Source organism: Micromonospora sp. NPDC049645, from assembly GCF_040675155.1.
Lineage (GTDB): Bacteria > Actinomycetota > Actinomycetes > Mycobacteriales > Micromonosporaceae > Micromonospora.
In genome coordinates, this window is the sequence record NZ_JBFAOI010000001.1 from 182,141 (window position 1) to 206,089 (window position 23,949).

A 23,949-nucleotide genomic window follows, 5' to 3' on the forward strand; every position below is an offset into this window, starting at 1 on the left:
GCACGAAAACGACTCTGAGTCTGATAAGGGTATACAGTGACCGATTCTCCCGAGTCCACACCGAACGAGCCCGAGGTTCCCGCCGAGGCCATCGCCGCGGTGGTCGCGCACGACCGGATCGAACCGGTCGGGCTCGAGGTGGAGATGCAGCGCTCCTACCTCGACTACGCGATGAGCGTCATCGTCGGTCGTGCGCTGCCGGACGTCCGGGACGGCCTCAAGCCGGTCCACCGCAAGATCCTCTACGCGATGTTCGACTCCGGCTACCGCCCGGACCGCGGCTACGTGAAGTGCTCCCGCGTCGTCGGCGACGTGATGGGTCAGTTCCACCCGCACGGCGACTCGGCGATCTACGACGCGCTGGTCCGGATGGCGCAGCCCTGGTCGCTGCGCTACCCGCTGGTCGACGGCAACGGCAACTTCGGCTCGCCCGGTAACGACCCGGCCGCCGCCATGCGGTACACCGAGTGCAAGCTCGACCCGCTCGCCATGGAGATGCTGCGGGACATCGACGAGGACACCGTCGACCTGCAGGACAACTACGACGGCCGGGCCAAGGAACCCACCATCCTGCCGTCGCGGATCCCCAACCTTCTGGTGAACGGCTCCGAGGGCATCGCGGTCGGCATGGCCACCAAGATCCCGCCGCACAACCTGCGGGAGATCGGCGCGGCGGTGCAGTGGTGCCTGGAGCACCCGGAGGAGGACGAGGAGACCACCCTCGAAGCCCTGCTCGGCATCGTCAAGGGCCCGGACTTCCCGACCCACGGTCTGATCGTCGGCACGACCGCGATCCAGGACGCGTACCGCACGGGTCGCGGCTCGATCCGGATGCGCGCCGTGGTGGAGGTCGAGGAGGACAAGCGGGGTCGACCCTGCCTGGTCGTCAGCGAGCTGCCCTACCAGGTCAACCCGGACAACCTCGCCGAGCGGATCGCCGAGCTGATCAAGGAGGGCAAGCTCGCCGGGATCGCCGACATCCGCGACGAGTCCTCCGGTCGTACCGGCATGCGGATCGTGCTGGTGCTCAAGCGCGACGCGGTCGCGAAGGTCGTGCTGAACAACCTCTACAAGCACACCCAGCTCCAGGAGACGTTCGGCGCCAACATGCTGGCCCTGGTCGACGGGGTGCCGCGCACGCTCAACCTGGCCCAGTTCATCCGCTACTACGTCGAGCACCAGATCGACGTGATCCGCCGACGGACCGCGTTCCGGCTGCGCAAGGCCGAGGAGCGGGCGCACATCCTGCGCGGTCTGGGCAAGGCGCTGGACGCCCTGGACGAGGTGATCGCGCTGATCCGACGGTCGCCGACGGTGGACGACGCCCGGCAGGGCCTGATCCGGCTGCTGGAGATCGACGAGATCCAGGCGACCGCGATCCTGGACATGCAGTTGCGCCGCCTCGCCGCGTTGGAGCGGCAGCGGATCGTGGACGACCTGGCCAAGCTCGAGCTGGAGATCGCCGACCTCAAGGACATCCTCGCCAAGCCTGAGCGGCAGCGGAAAATCGTCTCCGAGGAGCTGGGCGAGATCGTCGCCAAGTGGGGCGACGACCGCCGGACGCAGATCATCCCGTTCGACGGCGAGGTCTCGATGGAGGACCTCATCGCCCGCGAGGACGTGGTCGTCACGATCACCCGGACCGGGTACGCCAAGCGGACCAAGGTCGATCTGTACCGCTCGCAGCGGCGCGGCGGGAAGGGCGTCAGTGGCGCCACGCTGCGGCAGGACGACATCGTCAGCCACTTCTTCGTCTGCTCGACCCACGACTGGATCCTGTTCTTCACGAACAAGGGCCGCGTCTACCGGGCCAAGGCGTACGAGTTGCCGGAGGCCAGTAGGGTAGCCAAGGGCCAACACGTGGCCAACCTGCTCGCCTTCCTACCCGACGAGCAGATAGCGCAGATCATTGAGATCCCGAACTACCAGGTAGCCCCCTATCTGGTACTGGCCACGAAGAACGGCCTGGTGAAGAAGACGCGGCTCGAGGAGTTCGACTCCAACCGTTCCGGCGGCATCATCGCGATCAACCTGCGCGATGAGGACGAGCTGGTCGGTGCTGCGCTGGTTGCGCCGGAGAACGACCTGCTGCTGGTCTCCAAGAAGGCACAGGCGATCCGGTTCAACGCCTCGGACGAGGCGTTGCGGCCGATGGGCCGGGCCACCTCGGGCGTGATCGGCATGCGCTTCACGGACGACGACGTCCTGCTCGCCATGGAGGTCGTCCGGGAAGGTTTGGACGTTCTGGTGGCCACGAACGGGGGATACGCGAAGCGAACCCCGATCGAGGAATACCCGGTGCAGGGCCGGGGAGGTAAGGGCGTGTTGACTGCAAAGATCACCGAACGGCGCGGTGGTCTGGTTGGCGCGGTGGTGATCGATCCGGACGACGAGCTGTTCGCGATCACCAGCAATGGTGGTGTCATTCGGACTCCGGTGAAGCCTGTACGCCGTACGCGTGACCGGAACACAATGGGGGTCAAGCTGATGGACCTCCCGGACGGCGTGACTATCGTGGCGATTGCTCGCAATGCCGACGAGCCTGACGAACAGGACTAGTTGAATGACGGAGACACAGGCGAAGTCGGGGAACACGGGGACCTCGGCCAACCCGGTCGACGAGGAGGCCGCCAAGGGCGGCACACCAGCGACCGGCCGCGCGGCCGTGGGCCGGGCGACGGTCCCCGCCGATGCGCCTGCCCCGAAGTTCACACGGGCTCCGGGCATGACACCTCCGCCGGAACAGCCGGGCGAGGACGGCGGGTCGGGCGACAAGACCGAGGCGACCAGCGCCGAGGCGCCGACGTCGGCCGCCGCCGCACCTTCGGCGCCGACGGCGGCACCCTCGGCCCGGCCGGCGACCACCCAGCCGATCGGTGTCCGGCCCGGCCAGGCGGCGTCCACCGGGTCCACCGGCACCCAGCCGCGGATCACACCGGGCATGACCCAGCCGCAGTCGGACGCGGGGCGTACCGGAACCGCGGCCGGTCGCCCGGCCAGCGGCGGCGGCCTGCCCCCGGGGATCGGCAACCCGTCCGCCGTCGGGGCCGCCCGCGTCGGTGACGCGGTGCGTGCCGCGCGTACGTCGGTCAGCTCGGCCGCGTCCCGTGGGCCGCGCCGGGCCCGGCTGAATTTGAAGCGGATCGACCCGTGGTCCGTGATGAAGTTCGCGTTCGCCGTGTCGGTGGTGCTCTTCATCGTCGTGGTGGTCGCCACTTCGGTGCTCTACCTGGCGCTGGACGCGATGGGTGTGTTCCAGAGCGTCAACGAGAGCCTGAGTGACCTGGTCAACGCCGGCGGTGGCCAGAGCACCAGCGGCTTCCAGATCACCGCCAAGGGCGTGATCCTCAGCTCGGCGCTGATCGGCCTGGTCAACGTGGTGCTGTTCACCGCGCTGGCCACGCTCGGTGCGTTCGTCTACAACGTCTGCGCGGACCTGGTCGGCGGGATCGAGCTGACCCTCGCCGAGCGGGACTGAGTGGCCGGGACGCCGGGGGTACCGCGGAATGCGGTGGCTCCGGCGTCCCGTACTCGGGTAGTTTTTGCAGGCGTCGACGGCCCGGCTCGCAGGCGCGGACCCCGATTTGGGTCCGGTCGAGCGGATGGGTTAATCTTGCTCGTCGCAACGCGGGGCTATAGCTCAGTCGGTTAGAGCGCAGAGCTGATAACTCTGAGGTCGATGGTTCGATTCCATCTAGCCCCACCGCATGTCGTCCGACGGTAGTCGAGCTTGAGGGGTCGCCCCATGTTCAAGAAGCTGCTGATTCTGGCTGGCGTCGTCGGCGTCGCCGCCGTCGTGTTCAACAAGATCAAGGCGTCGAACGACGAGCGCGCCCTGTGGCACGAGGCCACCACCGCGCCCGACCTGCGCTGACGTCCGGCCTCGGCGACGAGCGATCGACGCCACGGCCACCCACGGGGCCCTAGCTCAACTGGCAGAGCACTGCCTTTGCAAGGCAGGGGTTAGGGGTTCGAGTCCCCTGGGCTCCACCACCAGCACATTCCTCGTACGCGAGCTGCACGTCTTCGTCCCCAAGGGACGGACGCGGAGCAGTGGGCCGAGTAGCTGGTTTAGCCAGTACTCGGCAGGGGATCCGCGCTCATGCGGGTCAACATCGACGAACCGGACGCGGTCGAACAGTTCTGGCAAGGGATGCGGGAGGTGGCCGCTGCCGCTACCCGGCACCAGGACGAAGACCTGTACGACGCGCTCGTCAAGATCGGTAGATCCGCGCTGGCCCAGGGGGTCGAACTGGTGTCATCCAGCGGGTTCTTCCTTGAGTGCCCAATCTGTAACGCCAGGTCAGGCCAGCGCTGCATAAACGTGCCCGGCCACGTGCTCGGCGGCGACGGCGCACTCCATTCGGAGCGCGTCGAACTGGCCGAGAAGGCGATCAGCGGTGAGGTCCCGCTGCCTGCGCCGATGCGGTGACGACCTTCCCGCACGAGCGGTGACAGCGAGGTGGGCGGCATGGCGCTGACCGGATGGGGTAGCTGCCGTGGCGGTCTAGGTGTCGACCGCGAGCGTTATGACGCTGAGGCATGAATATGACTCTGAGGTATGTCGCTCCTGGTCATCCGGGCACCGGCGCCTGACCTTGTGCGGTCGGGCGGACGGGTAACACCGGGTGGTGGTCAGGAGTCGGAGCGAGCGATCCGGACGGCGATGCCGTCGAGGATCAGCTCCAGCCCCAGTGTGAAGTCCGCGTCGACGATCGCCTGGTCGGGGGTGTCCGACGGCGGCGCCTCGAACAGCGTGGAGGAGAACAGCCGGGCCATCTCGGGGAAGCGGTCGGGATTGACGAGTCGAGCCAGCGCGCGGCCGTACTCCCGTTCGGCGTCGGCCTGACCCTGGCCTTCGGCTCTGCCCTCGGCGAGTTCGCTGTACAGCCGAACGGACTGGACCACGTAGCCGCTGATCAGTGACAGCGCGCCGATCTTGTGCGCCCAGTCCAGGAGCGTGCCGGACATGATCGCCAGCGCGGCCTCCATCCAGGCGATCTGGTGCGGCCCGGAGGGCGGTCCGGAGGCGGGTACGCGCGTCAGCCACGGTCGACGTTGGAACACCGTGCGGTGCGCGAAGGCCCAGCGGCGCAGCCCTTCCCGCCAGTCGGTGGCCTCGATGTCCGGTGGCAACCCCAGGGCGACGTCGGTCATGAGGGTGAGCAGCTCGTCCTTGGAGCCGACGTGCCGGTAAAGCGACATGCTGGTGAAGCCGAGGCTTTTGGCGACCTTGGGAAGAGTCACGCCATCGAGCCCGTCGCGGTCGGCGATCTTCACGGCCGCGGCGACGACCACGTGCACGTCCAGGGTTGCGGGCCGTCCGAGACGCGACGACTCGGACAGGCCCCACAGCCGGCGCAGCGGCGCCGGAACGAAATCGTCGCTGGCCATGGGCTCCCACGTTCGCCCGGAAAGTTACGTCCACATCATGACAGACAGCATTAGTGTACGGGTGATACTTTCTCTACGAAACTAAAGCCGACCTCGGGGAGACGAACGTGAGCACTGACACCGCACCGCGGACAACGAGAGGGCCGGTGCTGCGCGCCGAGCGGGCCCTCGCGCCGGACCTGGCCCGGGGAGCGATGCTGTTGATCATCGCGCTGGCCAACGTCGCCGGAGTCGTCTTCGCCGGTGAGCCCGGCCTCGACACCACCCCGGAAGGCGTCGACCGTGGCCTCAACTTCCTCCTCTTCGAACTCGTCCACGCCCGCGGCTATCCGGTCTTCGCCGTGATGTTCGGCTACGGACTCGTCCAACTCGCCCGCCGCCAGGACGCCTCCGGCGCTCCGCCGAACCGGGTGCGCTCCGTGCTGTTACGCCGCAACTCCTGGCTCGTCGTGTTCGGGTTCGTGCACGCAGCGCTGCTGTACTACGGCGACTTCCTCGGCGCGTACGGGATCGTCGGGATCGTGATGACCCTGGTCCTGCTGCGTCGCAGCGACAGGTTCCACCGCATCGCACTGGTGCTCTGGGCACTGGCGGCGCTCGAGATGCTGGTCATCGGCGCTCTGGTGGTGAGCCGCATCCTCAGCGGGTCGGGCGGGTCGGCGCCGCTGTCGTCGAGCCACGTCGACTCCCTCGCCGCGCCCGACTACCTCGCGGCCATGCTCGATCGCCTCGGCGAATGGCCGGCGCACACGCTGACCGTCCTGCCCTTCATCATGATCGCCTGGCTGGGCATGTGGGCCGCCCGCCGCCGGATCCTCGAGGAGCCGGCCCGACACCGGAGTCTGCTCAGGTGGACCGCCGTCCTCGGCCTCGGCGCGGCGATCGCCGGAGGTCTGCCGGCCGCCCTGGTGAGCGCAGGATGGCTGCACGTCGACGAGTCAGCCGCCGGTCTGTCCGCGCTGCTGCACGGCGTCAGCGGCATGTTCGCCGGCCCGGGCTACGTGGCCGTCTTCGGCCTGATCGCCGTGCGAGCCAGCCGGTCCGGCCCGGTCGTCGGCGCACTCTCCGCCCTCGGTCAGCGTTCCCTGTCCGGATACCTCTTCCAGTCGGTGGCCTGGCTCATCCTCCTGGCACCCTTCTCGCTCGCCCTCGGCGACCGTTTCGGCAGCCCCACGGTGACCGGCCTGATCATCGCGGTGGCCGTCTGGCTCAGCACCGTGCTGATCGCCCAACAGCTCGACAAGCGCAAGCAGCCCGGCCCCGCCGAGATCGTCCTGCGCCGCCTCACCTACGGCCCGCGGACGTGATCGTCGCCGGCTGACACAGCCTCGGTGCGGGTTGGGCCACCAGCCCACCTGCACCGAGGGAATCGTCTCGCCACCACGGCACCGCGCTCGCCATGATCGAGCAATCGACGAACAGCCGACTCAGCCCTCGGATCCACCGTCCTTCGCAGGCTGCGCCGAATCGGCGTCCGAACCGCTGCGATCGGGGCGGGCCTCTGGAAGGTGTTCCATCAGCTTGGTGAGCGCGCCGTTGGCGAAGGTCGCGCCGAGCGCCGACCCGGCCCCGATGGTCCAGCCGACCGGCCCGAGCGGGGTACAGCCGAAGAACTGACTCACCCCCGGCGTCTGCACCACCACGACGAGCACCCCCAGTGACGCCGCCGTGGACGCCAACACCGCCGGGCTGGTGCCGCCGGCCAGGATGGTCTGCCCGAGCTGGGTGCCGACCAGGGAGACCAGGGCGACCGTTCCGGCCCGCTGACGACGTCCGGTGTAGCGGGCCAACGTCCAGCCCGTGGTCGCACCCAGCGTGGTGGCTGCCGCCCGCAACCCGATCTCCCTGGTGAGGCTCTCACCGAGCGCCGCGTCCGGGCCCTCCCGGAGCAACCCGTCGGTGCGGTCCGCAGCGGGTGGGCGGACCGCGATGGCCAGGGCCGGTGCCAGGTCGGTGAGCAGGTTGACCAGCAGCAGTTGTCGCCCGGTGAGCGCGGAGCGGCCGGTCGCCGCGGCGGTGAGCACACTGAACGCGATCTCGCCGAGGTTGCCGCCCACCAGGATGCTGAGGGCGTGGCGTACCGACGACCACATCGCCCGACCTTCGACCAGGGTCGCGATGATGGTCTCCAACCGGTCGTCGGTGACCACCAGGTCGGCTGCGGCACGGGCGGCCGGGGTGCCACGTTGACCGAGGGCGATGCCGACATCGGCCAGCCGGATCGCCGGGGCGTCGTTGGCACCGTCACCGGTCATCGCCACCGTCCGCCCGCACTTCTGCAACGCCTGGATGATCCGCACCTTGTGTGCCGGGGTGCAGCGGGCCACCACGTCGGTGTTGGCCAACCGCTCGGCGAGCGCGTCGTCGTCCAACTGGTCGAGTTCCCCGGCGGTGACCACCCGCTGTTCGTCGTGTTCGCTGATGGTGCTCGCGATCGCCTCGGCGGTGGCCGGATGATCCCCGGTGATCATGATGGTGTGCACGCCGGCCTGCCGGATCCTGCGTACCGCGGGGGCGGCGCTCTCCCGGACCCCGTCCGCGAGGGCCAGGAAACCCACGAAGGTCAGCCCTCGCACGTCCGAGTCGGTCACCTTCGGGTCGTTCACCTGGCACTCGGCGACGGCCAGGATCCGGTTTCCCGCGCCGGCGCGGTCGGCGAGCATCCGCTCCAGCTCAGCGCGGCCGGCGTCGTCAAGCGGCTCCTGGCGACCGTCGAGGCGCCGGGACGAACAGCGCGGCAGCACCGTCTCCGGCGCACCCTTGACGCTCAACAGCAGGTGACCGTCGGTCTGCCCGACGCTCGCGTGGTAGCCGCGGGACGGCTCGAACGGCAGCCCCCCGGCGGCCCGCCAACCGGCGGCACCGGTCTGCTCCACCACCCCGGCCTCGCCGGCACCCCGCCGGACCGCCCGGTCGGTCTGCAACGCCAACTCCTCCGGGTTCTTGGCGGCGGGAGTGGCCCGCAGCGCGGCAGCCAGCGTCATCCGGAGTCGATCGTCCAGCCGGTCCAGCGGGGCGTACCGGTCGCCGACGCTGTCGCCGACCCCGGCCAGCAGCAACTGGCCCTCGGTGAGGGTGCCGGTCTTGTCGAAGCAGAGCACGTCCACCCGACCCAACGCCTCGATGGTGCGCGGGTTGCGGACCAACGCGCCGTGCTCGGCCAGCCGCCGGGCGGCGGCCAGCTGCGCCGCGCTGACCAGGAACGGCAGCCCCTCCGGCACCGACGCCACGGCGAGGTTCGCGGCGGTCGCCGCCGTTTCGGCCAGGGGTACGCCCCGAAGCAGGCCCGCACCGGCCACCGCCACCGCCGAACCGGCCGCCAACGGGATGGCGGCGCTGGTCAACGAGCCGAGTCGGGCCTCCACGCCGCTCGTCGGTGGCGCCTGCCGCACCAGTGCCAGGCTGCGCCCGGCCTCGGTGTCGTTGCCGGTCGCCACCACCACGGCGGTGCCGTGCCCGGCGGCGACGGTGGTGCCCTCGTAGAGCATCGAGTGTCGGTCGGCGATGGCGGCGGCGACCACCGGCCGGTTGGACTTGCCGACCGGCAGGGACTCGCCGGTCAGCGACGACTCGTCGGCCTCCAGACCCACCGATTCGAGCACCCGGCAGTCGGCGGGCACCGAGTCGCCCGGTTCGAGGGCGATGACGTCCCCGAGGACCAGGTCTTCGGCGGCGAGCACCTGCTCGGCGCCGTCCCGACGGACCCGCGCGGTCACCGCGGACCGGGACAGCAGCTCCGCCAGCGACCGTTCCGTGTTGCGTTCGTGCACCGCCCCGATCAGGGCGGACCCACCGACCACGCTGCCCACCAGCGCGGCGTCGACCAACGAGCCGAACGACGCGGAGAGCACCGCCCCGGCGGCCAACACCGGGGTGAGCGGGTTGGACAGCTCGTCCACGAAGGCACGCAGCAGGCCACCACCCCCGGGAGCGGTACGGCCGTCACCACCGGAGCCGTGCTGCCGGCGCTGCGCTTCGGCGTTGGTCAGACCCTCCGGGGTGGAACGCAGGTGGTCGAGTACGGTGCCGACGGGCATCAGGTGCCAGGCGGTCGTCACGGGCGCCGGGGTGTCCGACTGGTCGTGCAACCGGCGGGCCTGCCACACCCCGTTCGCGAAGGCCAACCCGGCCGCGCCGTTGACCGCGACGAGCGCCCGGTGCGGCAGTTGGGTGGGTGGGGCGGTGAACGCGCCCAGCGCCCCGAGGCCGGTGCCGGCCATGGCCAGCCGGATGTTCTGCTGGGCCGTCCGTCGGGCCACCCCGGTCGCCTCGATCACCAGCGCCACGACCCGAAGGTCGGCACCGACCAGCAGGTGCGCGCCCCACGGCGGCAGCTCCTCCGGTGCGGCGAACCCGAGACCACAGTCGGACGCGCCGAGTGCCTGACGATTCGCCGAAACCAGCATCACCACCGCGCCGTCGCGCTGCAACGTGCGTACCGACTCGGTCAACTGGTCCCCACCGGGCAGCATCGCGTCGGCGAAGCCGTACCGCTGTTCGTCACCGCCCGCGACGACCAGCCGCAGGCCGGCGTGTCGGGCGGCGGACGGCAGGCCGTCGACGCCGGGCGCGGGTTCCGGCTCGACCCGCAACAGTGCGGCGAGCCGGTCGCCGTGGGCGAGACCGAGGAGCTGGCCGTTGCCGGAGCGCAGCCGGGCGGCGTCCGGGACGGCGTCCGGGTCGTTCGCGGGCATCCGGTCCAGCGGCCCCAGCTGCCAGCCGTCGGCGGCGCGGGTGCCGGCCGGGTCGTCCGGGTCGAACAAGGCGAACGCCCGCTCGGCCACCTGGTCGACGTCCGCTCCGGGCGCCGGCGCCAGATCGGCCAGTACGCCCCGATCCGAGCCGAGCACCGCCGCGTCGAGCACGAGGGTGTCGATCCGGTCCAGTTCGCGCAGCACGCTTCCGTCCATCGCGATGACCCCGCGTCGGGCCAGCATCCGGCCGAGCTGGGCCGCGTACCCCTCGCGGCCACTGCCGGGCGCCTTGGGCAGCGTGGACAGGCCCAGCGCGGCGGCCCGCTTCGGCCCGGCGAACGGCACCGCCGCCGCGCCGGCGGCCGTGCCGGCGGCGAGCATCCGGTTGATGTACCGCTCGACCGGGCCGTCCGGCTTCGGCCGGGGACGTTCGATCACCGGCCACCGGGCGCTCGCGCGTTCCGCGTCGCCGGTCAGTCGCGGCTCGGCCCGCTCCCAGGCGGAGAGTTGGGCCCGCGCCTCACCCCACTGCACCACCCGCTGCGCACCGTCCAGGACGATTCCCGTCCAGCGCCCGGTCAAGCCCTGCACCACCGCCTCGGCCAGCGGAAACAGGATGTCGGCGCGTGGGTCGGAGCGCAGCCGTTTGCCGATGAACTGGTGCAGCTTGGGTTGGAGGTCCACCGCGGAGAGCAGGCCGGCCACCTCGCCGGGCAGCGGCGCGAACGGTAGGACCCGGGTGGCCGCCGAGATCGTCAGGCCCAGCGCGTCGGAGGCGAGCGCGCCGAGGGTTCGCGGGGTTCGCGGCCCTTCCTCCGGCGGGTGCGGTGGTGGAATCTCCGGGTCGGGTTCGTGGTCGCAGGTCCGCTCGATCCGGTCGATAGTGGCGATCAGGTCGCGCAGCGCCGGCTCGGGGGCCTGGACGGCGACCACCACCCGGCCGGAGGGTGCGTTGACCCGTGCCCAGACAACGCCGGGAATTCGCTCCAGCGCGCCCTCCACCTGCCGGGCCAGCCGGTTCCCGCCGTCCTGGCAGACACCGTGCACTTCGATGTGGTGCCGGCCCGGCCGGGACCAGACCCGACGCCGCGTCAGCCCGGCAGTCCGGGCCAGCCGGGTCGCGGCCGAGCTGACCGTCCGAGACGCCTCGCCGACCAGGTGCGGCACGCCGAAGGACGGCAGGAAGCGGCCGGCAGCGCGACCCGCCGCCGTCATCGAGGCGTACGGCTGAACGGACGCCGGCCCGGCTCCCTCGTGCCGCTGGTCCTGACCTTGACCATTTCGTCCTCCCACCGCGCTCGCGTCCGGCGGCCTGGCTTCCCGACCTGCCATCCGTTATGCCCCCCGAGTGGCGGAATTTTCTGCCACCGCTGGCGCATGGACGGGATGGGCCGTGGAATCCGACGACCATCACCGGACATGGGGAGGCCGGCATGAGCACGTTGACGCGACATCTCAACGGTTCGCGGGAGAACATCCGGATGTACAGCCGACGGGTCGAGTTGCCGATGCTGGGCGAGGTGGCGGTGCCGCCCCCGGACAAGGTCGCCTACTACGCGGGGCTCGGGATGCTCGCGGCGCTACAGGTCATCGAATGGCCGATCGCGGTGGTGATCACCGCCGGCCACCTGCTGGCGGACCAACATTTTTCCGGTCTGGTACGCGGTGTCGGGGAGTCGCTGGAGAACGCCTGATGAGAGCCGGTTCACCGGACGTTTGACATGAATCAGGGTTGAGGTCGCATGCTCGGTCCATGCCGAGCACAGCCGTCACCGCCGTACCGACCACACCGGGGCTGTTCGCACCTCGGCTGCGCGCGATGACGGTGGGCAGTGTCGCGTTGATCTCACTGCTCGCGTTCGAGGCGTTGGCGGTCGGTACGGCGATGCCGACCGTCGCCCGCAGCCTGGACGGGCTGGCGCTGTACGGGATCGCGTTCGGTGGCCCGTTCGCCACCGGTGTGCTGGCCATGGTGGTCTCCGGCATCTGGTGCGACGCGCGGGGTCCTCGTGGGCCGATGTGGCACGGCGTGGTCTGGTTCGTGGTCGGGTTGCTGATCGCCGGGACCGCCCCGGTGATGAGCGTGCTGGTCGTCGGGCGGGTCGTGCAGGGTTTCGGTTCCGGGCTGCTCTCGGTGGCGCTCTACGTGATCGTCGGGCACGCGTACCCGCAGGAACTGCACCGGCGGATCTTCGCGGCGTTCGCGGCGGCGTGGGTCGTACCGTCGTTGGTCGGGCCGGCGGTCGCCGGGCTGATCGTGCAGTACCTGGGCTGGCGGTGGGTCTTCCTGGCGGTGCCGGCGGTGGCCGTGCCGGCCGTGCTGCTGATCCATCCCGGCCTGCGGTCGCTCGGTCGCAGCGCGGTGACCAGCCCACCGGCCGGTGCGGCGGCGCGGATCGGCTGGGCATGCGGGGCGGCGGTGAGCGCCGCGCTGCTGCACATCGGGGGTCAGCAGCGCGGCGCCACGGCCCTGGTGCTGGTCGCGCTCGCCGTGATCGGCCTGCTGGTCTGTGCCCCGCGCCTGCTCCCGGCGGGCTTTCTCCGGGCCGCGCGAGGTCTGCCCACCGTCGTCGGGCTGCGTGGGCTGGCGTCGGCGGCCTTCGTCGGCGCCGAGGTGGTCATTCCGTTGATGCTCTCCCGGGAGCGGGGCCTGTCGCCGACCGCGGCCGGGTTGGTCCTCACGGTCGGTGCGTTGGCGTGGTCGGCGGGCTCCTGGTTGCAGGGGCGCATTCCGGTGCCGGCGTCGCGGGCCAGCCTGCCGCGCGCCGGGCTGATTTGCATCACGGTCGGCACCGTCACGGTGGCGCTGGCCGTCCATCCGGAACTGCCGGTGACCGTCGCCGTGGCCGGTTGGGCGGCTGCCGGTCTCGGCATGGGGCTGCTCTATCCGTCGTTGTCGGTGCTCACCCTGGAGTTGTCCGCCCCGGGCGAGCAGGGCCGCAACAGCTCGTCGCTGCAACTGAGCGACTCGCTCTTCGCGGCGACCGTGCTGGCGCTGACCGGGGCGGTGTTGGCGGCCGGGAGTGCGCCGGGCCCGGCCAGTTACACGACGACCCTCGTGGTGACCGGGGGACTGGCGTTGCTCGGGGCGTTGCTGGCCGGTCGTGTCGTGGTCGGCGGGGACATCAGACCGGGCGGATGATCCCTCCGCGGCCCGAGGCGTCCGCAACCACGTACGGGGGAACCGGCCGGAAATGAGAGCAACACCGGTTCACGTTCGCCTTACCGTGACGCCATGTTCGTTGTCGTCACCACGGTGATCCTCTACGTCTTCGGCTTCGTCTTCCTCTACGGCGTGATCCGGCTGGGTGTCCGGCACGCGTTCGAGGATCTGGAGCTGCAACGGGCCAAGGCCCAGCGTGAAGAGGAGTTGGCCGCCGCCCGCGACCGCTCCTTCATGCGCGACAACGCTTTCCTCGCCGGCAGTTGAGCGCCGGATCGATCCGGCCGCGACCGGTGGCGGCACCGGGCGGCCGGGGAGCCGCCGGGCGGTTCGGCGCCCCGGATGCGAGGATCGCACCCGTGATGGGAACGCTGAAGACCGAACCGGCCCGCACCCGCCTGGATCTGCTCGCCCCGCCGGTCGCGGAGGCCATCGCGCAGTGGCCGGCCGACGCGCCGGTGGACGTCAACGACGTGCTGGTCGCGCCGATCGACGCTGACCTCGCCGACACCGCGGCGTTCTGCGCGGCGTACGAGGTGGGGCTGGACGTGTCGGCCAACTGTGTCGTGGTGGCGGGCAAGCGCGAGGGGGTGGTTCGTTACGCCGCCTGCATCGTGCTGGCCACCACCCGGGCCGACGTGAACGGGGTGGCCCGCCGGGCGCTGGACGTCCGCAAGGCGAGCTTCGCCCCGATGGCCGACGCGGTCGCGCTGACCGGAATGGAGTACGGCGGCATCACCCCGATCGGGCTGCCGGCGCAGTGGCCGATCCTGGTCGACGCGCGGGTCATCGCCACCCCGCACGTGATCGTCGGGTCCGGCGTACGGCACAGCAAGATCGCGCTGCCGGGCCCGGCGTTGGGCGCGCTGCCCGGCGCGCAGGTGGTGGAAGGGCTGGCCAGGCCGGCCTGACCAGGCACCGACATCGATGTTGTTGCACGTGAAACATCGTGATCATCGATGGGTGGGCAATTCGTCAGCGCGTGGCGGCCTCGCGCTGCTCGACCTCGGCGAGTGCGGCGAGCAACGTCTGCACCTCCTGGGCGCCGGAGACCGCGTACTTCCCGGCGAGCACGAAGGTCGGCACACTGGTGATGCCCAGGTCCCGGGCGGCGGCCAGATTGGCTGCGACGTCGGGGACGCGCTCGTCGGAGTCGAGGAACCGGCGCGCGTCGGCCGCGTCCAGGCCGATCTCGCCGGCCAGGGCGGCCAGCGCCTCCCGCGATCCGACGTCGATCCCGCGGTTGAAGTGCGCCTGGTAGAGGGCCTCCACCATCTCGGCCGCCCGGCCCTGGTCGGTGGCCCAGGAGACCAGTCGGTGCGCGTCGAAGGTGTTGGCGATCACCGCGTGGTCGTAGTCCAGGTGCAGGCCGTCGGCCGCCGCGACCTGGGTCACGTGGTCGACCATCTGCCGGGCGCGCTGCGGACCACCGAACTTGCCGGCCAACGCCTCCACCAGCGGAAGGGGCTGCGGCACCGGCGACGGGTCGAGCTGGAACGGTCGGTAGCGGACCGTCACCTCGCCCTCGTAACCGGCGAGGGCCTCATCCAGTCGGCGCTTGCCGATGTAGCACCACGGGCAGATGACGTCCGCGTAGATCTCGATCTCCATGACCGGTGGCAACCTCGCGGTCAGTCGAGTTGTTCCCGGATCTGCCGCTTCAGCCGGCCCAGGATCGCCGTGCCGCCGCGCACCCGCAGCGGGCTGATCGCCTGCGCCAGCCCCATCCGCTGGTAGAGGTCGTCCGGCACGGCCAGCACCTGCTCGGCGCTCGCGCCGGCCAGCCCCTCGGCGAGGATTCCGGCGAACGCCCGGGTGGTGGGCGCCTCCGGCGGGCAGTCGAAGAGCGTCTCCACGGTGCCCTCCGGGGTCACCCGGGCGCGCAGGAAGAACGCCGTCTGACACTCGGGCACCTGCTCCATGCCTTCGCGCTCCGCGGCACCCTCGGGCAGCGCCGGGATGACGTCGGCGTACTCCAGGAGCATCTCCAGCACCAGGTCGCGCGGCGCGGCGGCGAACTCGTCGACGATCTCGGCCAGTCGGGCCGGCATGTCAGCCATGCGTCGAGGCTACCGCCGTCGTGCGGAAGCTCCGGTCAGACGGTGGGCGACTGCTCGCTGATCTCACTGAGCGCGCTCGTCGGATCGAGCTGCATGGCCAGGTCGCCGAGCGAGACGATGCCCACCAGCTTGCGTTCGCTGTCACACACCAGCACGCGCCGAATGCCCCGGTCCCGCATGAGCGACGCCGCCTCACTTGCCGTGCAGTGTTGCTCGATCATCACGACCTCGCGGGTGACGATCGAGCCGATGGTGGTCGCCGCTGGGGAGCTGTTCTCCGCCACGGCCCGCACCACGATGTCCCGGTCGGTGAGCATGCCGGCGAGACTGGCCCCATCGGTGACCACCACGTCACCGATGTCCGCCTCCTTCATCACCCTGGCCGCCTCGTCCAGGGTGGTCTCCGCCGGCAGGTACACCACCTGCTTGGTCATCACGTCGCTGACCCGGTAACCGGTCATGAGAGCCTCCGAAGACGTATCCACCCGATCCGACTGCACTACCCCGTGACGCCCCAGCTACACCAGGTTCGCACGTACCTGGCGTACCTCGTGGACGAGTCGATCGACCAGGCCGTCCAGCGGGACCTCGGAGCGCACGTCGCCGGCCCGCTCGCGCAACTCGACGTACCCGTCGCCGAGTCGGCGGCCGACCACGACGGCCCGGGGGATGCCGATAAGCTCGGCATCGGTGAACTTGACCCCGGCCGAGACGTGCGTGCGGTCGTCGACGAGCACCCGCAGGCCGGCGGCGGCGAGACGCCCGCCGAGGTCGAGCGCCGCGTCGAGCTGCGGGCCCTTGCCCGCGACCACCAGGTGTACGTCACACGGCGCGATCGCCGGCGGCCAGACCAGCCCCCGGTCGTCGTGGTGCTGCTCGGCGACGGCCGCGACCGCCCGGGAGATTCCGATGCCGTAGCAGCCCATGGTGGGCCGCACCGGCTTGCCGTCCGGGCCGAGCACGTCGACCGTGAACGCATCGGTGTACCGGCGACCGAGCTGGAAGATGTGCCCGATCTCGATGCCCCGCCGGATGGTCAGCTCACCCGCCGCGCAGTCGGGGCAGGGATCACCGGCGCGCACCTCGGCCGCCTCGATCGTGCCGTCGGGCGTGAAGTCCCGCCCGCAGACCACGTCGGTGGCGTGCCGGCCCGGCTCGTTCGCCCCGGTCAGCCAGGCCGACCCGGCCACCACCCGGGGATCGACCAGGTAGCGGATGCCCAGCTTGTCGAGCACCTGCGGCCCGAGGTAGCCGCGTACCAGCTCCGGATACGCGGCCCACTCGTCGAAGACGGCCACCTGGGCCGGCTCCAGCGCGGCGGCGACCCGCTTCAGGTCGACCTCCCGGTCACCGGGCAGCCCGACCACCAGGGGTTCGGCGCGTTCGGCGCCGGGCTGACGGATCGTCAGGACGACGTTCTTCAGGGTGTCGGCGGCGGTCCAGTCATCGCGGTCCCCGAGTCGGCGGCTGTTCGCCAGCTCGACCAGGCTGGCGATGGTCGGGGTCTCGGGGGTGTCGTGCACCCGCGTCTCGGGCCGGGTGGTGGGATCGCTGGCGGCGGGCGCCCGGGTGACCACGGCCTCGGTGTTCGCCGCGAAGTCGCAGGCGGTGCAGCCGACGAAGGTGTCCTCACCGACCGGTGTCGCGGCCAGGAACTCCTCCGACGCGGAGCCGCCCATCGCGCCCGACATGGCGTGCACCACCGTGTACTCCAGGCCCAGCCGGTCGAAGATCCGCTGGTACGCGGCGCGGTGCCGGGCGTACGCGTCCCGCAGACCCGCCTCGTCCAGGTCGAAGGAGTACGCGTCCTTCATCAGGAACTCCCGGCCGCGCAGCAGCCCGGCACGCGGTCGCGCCTCGTCGCGGAACTTGGTCTGCACCTGGAACAGCGTCACCGGAAAGTCCCGGTACGAGGTGAACAGGTCCTTGACCAGCAGCGCCGCCATCTCCTCGTGGGTGGGCGCCAACAGGTGCTCGGCGCCGCGCCGGTCGGCGAGGGTGAAGATGTCGTCGCCGTACTCCGTCCACCGACCGCTCGTGCGGTACGGCTCGGCGGGCAGCAGCGCCGGGAAGTGCACCTCCTGGTCGCCGATCGCGACCAGCTCGCGGTGCACCACCTCGGTGATCCGATCCAGCACCAGCTTGCCCAGCGGCAGCCAGGTGTAGCCGCCCGGTGCGGCGCGACGGATGTAGCCTGCGCGCAGCAGCAGCCGATGACTCGGCACCTCCGCGTCGGCCGGATCCTCGCGCAGGGTCCGCAGCAACAGGGTCGACATGCGTAGCAGCATGGGGCGAAGCCTAGAGCTGCGCCGACTGGCGGAGCGAGCCTATTCGTCGCGGTGCCGGCGCCATGACCTCCGCCACGTCCGCAGTTCGGGGCGGTGCCGGCCGGGTTCCCGGTGACAGACTGGTCGCCGCAGGCAACGGGTGGCGTGAGGGAGGCGCGGGTGCGCTGGCGCAGTTTTGTCGCGGTCGGGGACAGCTTCACCGAGGGCATGGACGACGCGTACCCGGACGGCACCTACCGAGGCTGGGCGGACCTGGTGGCGACCCGGCTAGCCGCCGAGGCGGGCCCCGACTTCCGGTACGCGAACCTGGCCATCCGGGGCCGACTCTTTCCCAGCGTGGTCGCCGAGCAGGTGCCCTCCGCCGTGGCGATGAAGCCGGATCTGATCAGCTTCGCGGCCGGTGGCAACGACGTGCTGCGGCGCACCTTCGACCCGGACACGCTGGTCGCCCGCTTCGACGAGGTGGTCCGGCAACTGCGCTCGGGCGGCGCGGACGTGCTCCTGTTCCGGTTCGCGGACGTGATGGCACGACTGCCCGGTCAGCGTCTCGTCGCTCCCCGGGTGCAGCTGCTAAACCAGGCGGTCGGTGAGACCGCCGAGCGGCACGGCGCGATCATGGTCGACCTGTACGCCGACGACACCTTCCTCAACCCGATGCTCTGGAGCACCGACCGGTTGCATCTCTCCCCGGCCGGCCACCGGCGGGTCGCCGGGCAGGTGTTGAACGCCCTCGGCGTCGGCTGCGACGAGGAGTGGCTGATGGTCCCGCCGCACCCGGCACCGTCGCCGTGGCTGGCCGCCCGAGCCGCCGACCTGCGGTGGGCCGGTCAGCACCTAGCCCCCTGGGTGAAGCGACGGTTGACCGGCCGGTCGTCCGGCGACACGGTGACGGCGAAGCGCCCGCAACTCGGCCCGCTCGTCGACTGAGCGTGCTCACCCTGCACACCGCGGCACTACTGCGCCGCGACCGGGACGGCGAGCCGGTGCCGGAGCACGCCGTGCTGGTCAACGGCGACCGGATCGAGGCCGTCGGCCCGCTGGCCGAGCTGACGTCGGCGTACCCGGGCGCGCGGGTTCGCCGCTGGCCCGGCACGCTGGGGCCGGGTCTGCTGCACGACCGGCCGTTCCCGTCCGCGCCGACCCCGCGCGAGCGGGTGCACGCGCTGCTGCGTACCGGGGTGACCGCGGTGCTGGCCGAACACCTGGCCGACCCGGCGCTGCGGGCCGCCGTCGAGCGGAGCGACCTGCTGGTGCTGCCCACCGCCGTGCCGCCGACGCTGCGTCCGGGTGGGCGGGCCGACCTCGCGGTGCACGGGGTCGACGGCGCCTGTCTGGTGACCGTGCTCGCCGGTCGGATCGCCCACCGCCGCGCCTGACCAGGGCCCGGACATCCACTTTGGAGTGGCGGACCGAATCGGGGTCGCCCGATGTCCGCCCGCCCCGATAGCATCCGCTGCCCCCGTTGATCGGAAGGCGGGGACATCGGGGAAAGGTGGATGAGGGATGACCCTCATACCGGGCACGACGACATCCGCAAGACCGCTACGGGCACTGTTGGCCGTGGGGCTTTCCGTGGCGGTCGCCGCCGGGGCGCTCACGCTCACAACCGCGCCGGCCGCGGCGAACGGTGACAACGACCCGCCAGGCGTGCCGACAGAGTTGCAAACCTCCGGTACGCCGTGCACGACGGTCGAGCCGTACCAGTTGTGGCAGAACGACGACCTGACGCTCTCCGCCGTCCTGCACGACTCGGACATCGACGTGAATGGTTTCACCGACCGGTTGACCGCTACCTTCGCGCTCTGGCCGGTCGACGAACCGACGGCCCGGATCGAGCGGTTCGGGTACTACGGTCGGGACGGCGACCGGGAGAGCGGGCTCTTCGAACGCGAGATCCTCACCCACGACCGGGTGTACGCCTGGCAGGTGCGGGCAGCCGACAGCCAGGCCACCGGCGAGTGGAGCGGCCTCTGCTACCTCCGGACCGACTTCGAGGGACCGGCGGTCGCGCCGGTCGTCTCCTCCACCGACTTCCCCACCGAGGGCTGGCACCCGGCGCTACCCGGTCAGTTCACCTTCGACGCTGCGGCTACGCCGGACGCGGTCGGCTTCCGCTACCAGTTGGACGGCGCCCTGGCCGAGACGGTGTCGGCGGACCGGCCTGGTGGCTCGGCCACGATCACGCTCCGCCCGAAGGCGGGACCCCGCACCCTCGTGGTCTGGAGCCTCGACGCGGCCGGCAACAGGTCACCCGAGGCGCGGTACGAGTTCCGGGCCAGCGACGTCGCGCCGATCATCACCGGCCGGCTCACCGAGATCGGCGTGCCGACCACGTTCACCGTTCAGGCCGGCATGGAGGGGGTGGTCCGCTACCGCTTCCAGCTCGACGGCGACCCGGAGCAGATGGTCGACGCAGCGGCCGACGGCAGCGCCACGCTGACCGTCACCGCGACCCGGGGCGGCAACCGAGCGCTCTCCGTGACCAGCGTCACCGCTGACGGAGTGACCGCGACCGCGGCGAGCAACTTCCAGTTGACCACAGCCCCGAAAGTCTCCGCGACGGTCTACCAGCAGGGCGGCACCAGTGGAGCGCCAGGCGTGCCCGGAGTCTTCACCTTCACCCCGCGCCAGCCTGACGTGGTCAGCTACCGCTATCGCTTCGGTGCGGTGACCAGCACCGTTGGCGCAGCGGCCGACGGCACCGCGTCGGTGACCTGGACGCCGACCAAGGCGGGCCTGACCTCGCTCACCGTCTGGAGCATCGACCGGAACGGCACCCAGTCGGACGCGGCGTCCTTCACCTTCTTCGTCGGCAACCCTCCGTCGAGCAACCCGGCAAGCGATCGGTAAACGCCTGTCGACCGGCCCACCATCCAGGCGGGTGGTGGGCCGGTCCCGTTACAGCGGTCGCAGAGGGCGATCCGGCGTACCTTGGGGATCATGTCTGTGCCGAACGATCCCGATCCCCGCCTCCAGTCGTACGCGGACCCGCAGCGGCTGGTCACCACCGAGTGGCTGGCCCAGCATCTGGGCGACGAGGGCCTCGTCGTCGTTGAGTCCGACGAGGACGTGCTGCTCTACGAATCCGGTCACATCCCCGGTGCCGTCAAGGTCGACTGGCACCTGGAGCTGAACGATCAGGTGACCCGGGACTACCTGGACGCCAAGAGCTTCGCCGAGCTTTGTGCCGCGAAGGGCATCGGCCGGGGCGATACCGTCGTCTTCTACGGCGACAACTTCAACTGGTGGGCCGCGTACGCCCTCTGGGTCTTCTCGCTCTTCGGCCACGCCGACGTGCGACTGCTCGACGGCGGCCGGCAGAAGTGGATCGCGGAGGGACGCGAGGTGACCCGGGACAAGCCGGCTCGACCGCGCGCCGACTATCCGGTGCCGCTACGCGACGACGCGCCGCTGCGGGCCTTCCGCGAACAGGTCATGGCACACGTCGCCTCGGCCCGACCGCTTGTCGACGTCCGGTCGCCGGGTGAGTACACCGGCGAGATGCTGCACATGCCGGACTACCCGCAGGAGGGCGCGCTGCGTGGCGGGCACATTCCGGGCGCGGTCAGCAAGCCGTGGAAGTCCGCCGCGAACGAGGACGGCACGTTCAAGTCCGCCGACGAGTTGAAGGCGATCTACGCCGACCAGCTCGGGCTGAGTCCGGACGACGACGTGATCGCGTACTGCCGGATCGGCGAGCGGTCCAGCCACACCTGGTTCGTGCTGCGTCACCTGCTGGGTTATCCGCAGGTGCGCAACTACGACGGCTCGTGGACCGAGTGGGGCAACCTCGTCCGGGCACCCGTCGTGAAGGGCGACCAGCCCGGCGGCCTGGCCGCCTGACCGACCTGATCGTCCCCGCGCGGAGTGCACCGTCGCGCGGGGACGATGGTCAGTCGGCGAGTGCGATCACGCCGTGCAGGTCGCGGATGATGCCGGTGATCTCGCCGGTCTCCGGGTGCCAGCGCGCCAGGGCGGCCGGTTCCAGTCGGAGTAGTACCGCGCCCTTGTTGTCCCAGCCCAGCACGTCGCAACAGCCCTTGCCGCGATCCCGGCCCAGGTCGAGCAGGTGGAGCACGGCGCCGGTGCGGGCGTCCAGCACGGCTGTCCCCTCGGCGCCGTCGATCTCGCCGCTGGTGATCCAGGCTGCCCGTGCCAACCGCTCGCCGTTCAACCAGCCCCGGCCGTAGAACTCGTTCACCTGGTAGGGCGAGGGCAGCGCGGAGCCGGTGATCGGCTGTTCGGAGCGCAGCTCCGCCGCCTCGGCGGTCCGGCTGCGCAATGCCAGGCTGGCCCGCTCGCCGTACATCTCGATCAGCGGTGCCGCCCGCCCGGCGTCCGGGTCGGGTGCGGCCAGCTCCCAGGCCGACATGTCGAACATGCTGGCCGCCCCGCTGGCCCGCTCCACCGCGTACGTCCGGTCGTCCCCCCCGACCAGCACCCGGTCATGCGCCCACACCACCAGCTCCAGGTAACCGTCGAGGGGTATCCGGCGGACGGTCGCCGTGGTGAGGTCGACCATGATCAGCTCTTTGGCCTGCGGGAACGCGGCCGACCGGCCGTCCGGCGACAGCACTCCCGGTTTCAGCGCGGGCGCCTCGTTGCCGCCCGCGTCCCGGGTGGGTGCCGGCGTCACCACATCGAGACTGCGCACCACGCCGTCGTTGCCGAGCACCCGGATCGGGCCGTTCGCGCGATTTTCCTCGTCCAGCGGCTGGAACAGCGCCAGGGCCCGCTGGACCGGTCGCTGGGAGAGCGGCACGGTCGCCGGGCCGCCGAGCCGGGCCAACGGATCGGGCGGGAAGGTCAGCTCGGTGGGGGGATGCTGCACCGGACCCGCGTGGGTGGATTCGACGGTCGGTGTCACCGTCGGGCCCACTGGCGGGACCAGCGGCGGATCGGCAGACGGTCGGAGCGCCGCCACCGTGCCACCGCCGACCAGTGCCACGGCCAGGGCGACCACCCCGACGGTCCGCCGGGTCCGCCGGGTCCGCCGAGCCCGCTCCCAGCCGGCGCTGGCCGGCTGGCTGGGCAGCACGCCCTCGACGCTGACGGTCAGCAGTCGGCGTAGGTCCTGCTCGTTCACGGGTTCACCTCCAGGCCGCTGGCCAGGTCGGCCGAGCCTCGGCTCGGCCGGGCGTCGCGGGCGAGGTCCGGGGCGACTTCGCGAAGTCGGCGCAGCGCCGCGTGGCACTGACTCTTCACGGTGCCGACGGTCACCCCGAGCGCCTCGGCGGTGGCGACCTCGGTCAGGTCCTCGTAGTAGCGCAACACCAGCACGGCCCGCTGCCGTGGGGGCAGCAGGCCGAGCGCGTCGTGCAGTGTCAGCCGTAACGCGCCGTCACGGTCGTGGGCCACCTGGTCCGGCGGCGCGGCGCTGAGCCACTCCCGCCGTCGGCGTCGCCACCACGACACGGAGTCCCGGTAGAGGATGGCCCGCACGTACGCGGACGGGTCACCGTTCCGGACCGAGTTCCAGCGCAGCGCCAGCTTGAGCAGCGCGTCCTGGAGCAGGTCTTCGGCCTGGTGCCGGTTGCCGCAGATCAGGTAGGCCGCGCGTAGCAGCCGGTGTTGGTGGTTCTCCACGAAGGCGAGGTAGCCGTCGCGTCCGTCGTCCCTCGTCGGCGCCATCCGCCCCCCTCCCGGCCGTCGCGGCATGCGCGTCACCTGGCAGACGCACGGGAGGTGGCAAAAGGTTGGGTCAGCTCGATGCGGTTCCGGTCAGATAGCGCTGGAGGGTGGGCGCGATCCAGGAGACCAGTTCCTCCGGTGCGGCGTCCACCATGGGCGGCAGGCGCACGATGTAACGGGTGAAGGCGAGGCCGAGGACCTGACTGGCCACCAGGCCGGCTCGTCGGGCGGTCATCGCCGGGTCGGTGCCGAACGTGGCCACGGCCGCGGTGAGCTGGTCGGTGAAGATGCCCCGCATCCGCTCGGCCGCACCGGGATTGGTGCTGGCGGCCCGCAGCAGCGCCACCAGGGTCTCGTCGCCCTCCCAGCGGGACAGGAAGTGCCGGACCAGCACCTCACCGAGGCGCGCGGGCGGCACCGAGGCCAGGTCGGGCAGCCGCAGGTCGAACTCGGCCGCCGCCGCGAAGAGACCCTCCTTGCTGCCGTAGTAGCGCATCACCATCGACGGGTCGATCTGGGCGTCGGCGGCGATGGCCCTGATCGTGGCGCGCTCGTAGCCGTCCGCCGCGAACCGTTCCCGGGCCGCCCGCAGGATCGCCGCTCTGGTGGCGTCCGAACGGCGGGTTCCGGCGGGGCCGGCGGTTGCGGTCATGCCAACGACCGTAGGCCAACACTTGTTGACATGCAATCGACCCCCGGCCTACCGTTGCCAACAAGCG

General features: G+C 71.2%; 22 protein-coding genes and 2 tRNA genes. 15 read left to right on the forward strand and 9 right to left on the reverse strand.

Annotation, left to right across the window (positions count from 1 at the left end; all coding sequences use genetic code 11):
• The first annotated feature begins 36 nt into the window (after positions 1 to 36).
• The 6 genes from gyrA (at position 37) to AB0J33_RS00905 (ending at position 4,432) form a co-directional block, all read left to right on the forward strand.
• Positions 37 to 2,559, forward strand: a complete 2,523-nt coding sequence (gene gyrA, locus AB0J33_RS00880; protein WP_363608504.1) for a DNA gyrase subunit A — start codon at positions 37 to 39, stop codon at positions 2,557 to 2,559.
• Between the two features lie 4 nt (positions 2,560 to 2,563).
• Positions 2,564 to 3,478, forward strand: coding sequence for a DUF3566 domain-containing protein (locus AB0J33_RS00885; protein WP_363608506.1), 915 nt, complete (start codon positions 2,564 to 2,566; stop codon positions 3,476 to 3,478).
• Positions 3,479 to 3,629: 151 nt separating this feature from the next.
• Positions 3,630 to 3,703, forward strand: a tRNA-Ile gene (locus AB0J33_RS00890).
• Between the two features lie 42 nt (positions 3,704 to 3,745).
• Positions 3,746 to 3,874 (forward strand): DLW-39 family protein, encoded by a 129-nt coding sequence (locus AB0J33_RS00895; protein WP_209444550.1) that lies wholly within the window; start codon positions 3,746 to 3,748, stop codon positions 3,872 to 3,874.
• Positions 3,875 to 3,917: 43 nt separating this feature from the next.
• A tRNA-Ala gene (locus AB0J33_RS00900) sits at positions 3,918 to 3,993 on the forward strand.
• Positions 3,994 to 4,102: 109 nt separating this feature from the next.
• Complete coding sequence (locus AB0J33_RS00905) at positions 4,103 to 4,432, forward strand: hypothetical protein (RefSeq protein ID WP_363608508.1); 330 nt, start codon at positions 4,103 to 4,105, stop codon at positions 4,430 to 4,432.
• Between the two features lie 203 nt (positions 4,433 to 4,635).
• On the opposite strand, the gene AB0J33_RS00910 is transcribed toward AB0J33_RS00905, so the two are convergent.
• The gene (locus AB0J33_RS00910; protein ID WP_363608510.1) at positions 4,636 to 5,394 is read right to left on the reverse strand and encodes a TetR/AcrR family transcriptional regulator; all 759 of its coding nucleotides are present in this window, start codon (positions 5,392 to 5,394) and stop codon (positions 4,636 to 4,638) included.
• 107 nt (positions 5,395 to 5,501) lie between these two features.
• Here AB0J33_RS00910 and AB0J33_RS00915 point away from each other — a divergent pair, with 107 nt between their 5' ends.
• Positions 5,502 to 6,701 (forward strand): DUF418 domain-containing protein, encoded by a 1,200-nt coding sequence (locus AB0J33_RS00915; protein WP_363608512.1) that lies wholly within the window; start codon positions 5,502 to 5,504, stop codon positions 6,699 to 6,701.
• A gap of 120 nt (positions 6,702 to 6,821) precedes the next feature.
• On the opposite strand, the gene AB0J33_RS00920 is transcribed toward AB0J33_RS00915, so the two are convergent.
• Positions 6,822 to 11,303, reverse strand: a complete 4,482-nt coding sequence (locus AB0J33_RS00920) for an HAD-IC family P-type ATPase (protein ID WP_363608514.1) — start codon at positions 11,301 to 11,303, stop codon at positions 6,822 to 6,824.
• 218 nt (positions 11,304 to 11,521) lie between these two features.
• On the opposite strand from AB0J33_RS00920, the gene AB0J33_RS00925 reads away from it, so the two are divergent.
• The 4 genes from AB0J33_RS00925 to AB0J33_RS00940 all read left to right on the forward strand — a co-directional run bounded on the left by AB0J33_RS00925 (position 11,522) and on the right by AB0J33_RS00940 (position 14,162).
• Positions 11,522 to 11,782, forward strand: coding sequence for a hypothetical protein (locus tag AB0J33_RS00925; protein ID WP_363608516.1), 261 nt, complete (start codon positions 11,522 to 11,524; stop codon positions 11,780 to 11,782).
• Between the two features lie 59 nt (positions 11,783 to 11,841).
• Entirely contained in the window at positions 11,842 to 13,230 is a 1,389-nt protein-coding gene (locus tag AB0J33_RS00930; protein ID WP_363608518.1) for an MFS transporter, read from the forward strand.
• A gap of 93 nt (positions 13,231 to 13,323) precedes the next feature.
• Positions 13,324 to 13,518, forward strand: a complete 195-nt coding sequence (locus AB0J33_RS00935; RefSeq protein ID WP_124776780.1) for a hypothetical protein — start codon at positions 13,324 to 13,326, stop codon at positions 13,516 to 13,518.
• Positions 13,519 to 13,613: 95 nt separating this feature from the next.
• Positions 13,614 to 14,162 carry a YbaK/EbsC family protein gene (locus AB0J33_RS00940; RefSeq protein ID WP_363608521.1) on the forward strand — a complete coding sequence of 183 codons (549 nt, stop codon included), beginning with the start codon at positions 13,614 to 13,616 and terminating at the stop codon, positions 14,160 to 14,162.
• Between the two features lie 64 nt (positions 14,163 to 14,226).
• Here the strand turns inward: AB0J33_RS00940 and AB0J33_RS00945 are convergent, their stop codons facing one another.
• The 4 genes from AB0J33_RS00945 to AB0J33_RS00960 are packed head-to-tail and all read right to left on the reverse strand — an operon-like array spanning position 14,227 to position 17,599.
• Positions 14,227 to 14,862: a DsbA family oxidoreductase gene (locus AB0J33_RS00945; RefSeq protein WP_363608523.1), complete on the reverse strand. Its 636-nt coding sequence runs from the start codon at positions 14,860 to 14,862 to the stop codon at positions 14,227 to 14,229.
• A gap of 20 nt (positions 14,863 to 14,882) precedes the next feature.
• Positions 14,883 to 15,311, reverse strand: a complete 429-nt coding sequence (locus AB0J33_RS00950; RefSeq protein WP_357601471.1) for a SufE family protein — start codon at positions 15,309 to 15,311, stop codon at positions 14,883 to 14,885.
• Positions 15,312 to 15,346: 35 nt separating this feature from the next.
• Entirely contained in the window at positions 15,347 to 15,772 is a 426-nt protein-coding gene (locus AB0J33_RS00955; protein ID WP_363608525.1) for a CBS domain-containing protein, read from the reverse strand.
• Positions 15,773 to 15,829: 57 nt separating this feature from the next.
• Positions 15,830 to 17,599: a proline--tRNA ligase gene (locus tag AB0J33_RS00960; protein ID WP_363608527.1), complete on the reverse strand. Its 1,770-nt coding sequence runs from the start codon at positions 17,597 to 17,599 to the stop codon at positions 15,830 to 15,832.
• Between the two features lie 159 nt (positions 17,600 to 17,758).
• On the opposite strand from AB0J33_RS00960, the gene AB0J33_RS00965 reads away from it, so the two are divergent.
• The 4 genes from AB0J33_RS00965 to AB0J33_RS00980 all read left to right on the forward strand — a co-directional run bounded on the left by AB0J33_RS00965 (position 17,759) and on the right by AB0J33_RS00980 (position 21,442).
• A complete protein-coding gene (locus AB0J33_RS00965) occupies positions 17,759 to 18,526 on the forward strand; it encodes an SGNH/GDSL hydrolase family protein (protein WP_030331914.1) in 768 nt (255 codons plus the stop codon).
• 2 nt (positions 18,527 to 18,528) lie between these two features.
• Entirely contained in the window at positions 18,529 to 18,975 is a 447-nt protein-coding gene (locus AB0J33_RS00970) for a hypothetical protein (RefSeq protein WP_363608529.1), read from the forward strand.
• A 184-nt stretch (positions 18,976 to 19,159) separates the two neighbouring features.
• A complete protein-coding gene (locus AB0J33_RS00975; RefSeq protein ID WP_363608531.1) occupies positions 19,160 to 20,449 on the forward strand; it encodes a hypothetical protein in 1,290 nt (429 codons plus the stop codon).
• Between the two features lie 90 nt (positions 20,450 to 20,539).
• On the forward strand, positions 20,540 to 21,442 hold the full coding sequence (locus AB0J33_RS00980; RefSeq protein ID WP_363608533.1) for a sulfurtransferase: 903 nt from the start codon (positions 20,540 to 20,542) through the stop codon (positions 21,440 to 21,442).
• Positions 21,443 to 21,491: 49 nt separating this feature from the next.
• Here AB0J33_RS00980 and AB0J33_RS00985 read toward each other — a convergent pair whose 3' ends face one another.
• The 3 genes from AB0J33_RS00985 to AB0J33_RS00995 form a co-directional block, all read right to left on the reverse strand.
• On the reverse strand, positions 21,492 to 22,685 hold the full coding sequence (locus tag AB0J33_RS00985; protein ID WP_363608535.1) for a hypothetical protein: 1,194 nt from the start codon (positions 22,683 to 22,685) through the stop codon (positions 21,492 to 21,494).
• Positions 22,682 to 23,230: a SigE family RNA polymerase sigma factor gene (locus AB0J33_RS00990; RefSeq protein WP_363608537.1), complete on the reverse strand. Its 549-nt coding sequence runs from the start codon at positions 23,228 to 23,230 to the stop codon at positions 22,682 to 22,684. The genes AB0J33_RS00985 and AB0J33_RS00990 overlap by 4 nt, the downstream gene beginning before the upstream one ends.
• Positions 23,231 to 23,300: 70 nt before the next feature.
• On the reverse strand, positions 23,301 to 23,882 hold the full coding sequence (locus AB0J33_RS00995; RefSeq protein WP_363608539.1) for a TetR family transcriptional regulator: 582 nt from the start codon (positions 23,880 to 23,882) through the stop codon (positions 23,301 to 23,303).
• Positions 23,883 to 23,949: the final 67 nt, after the last annotated feature.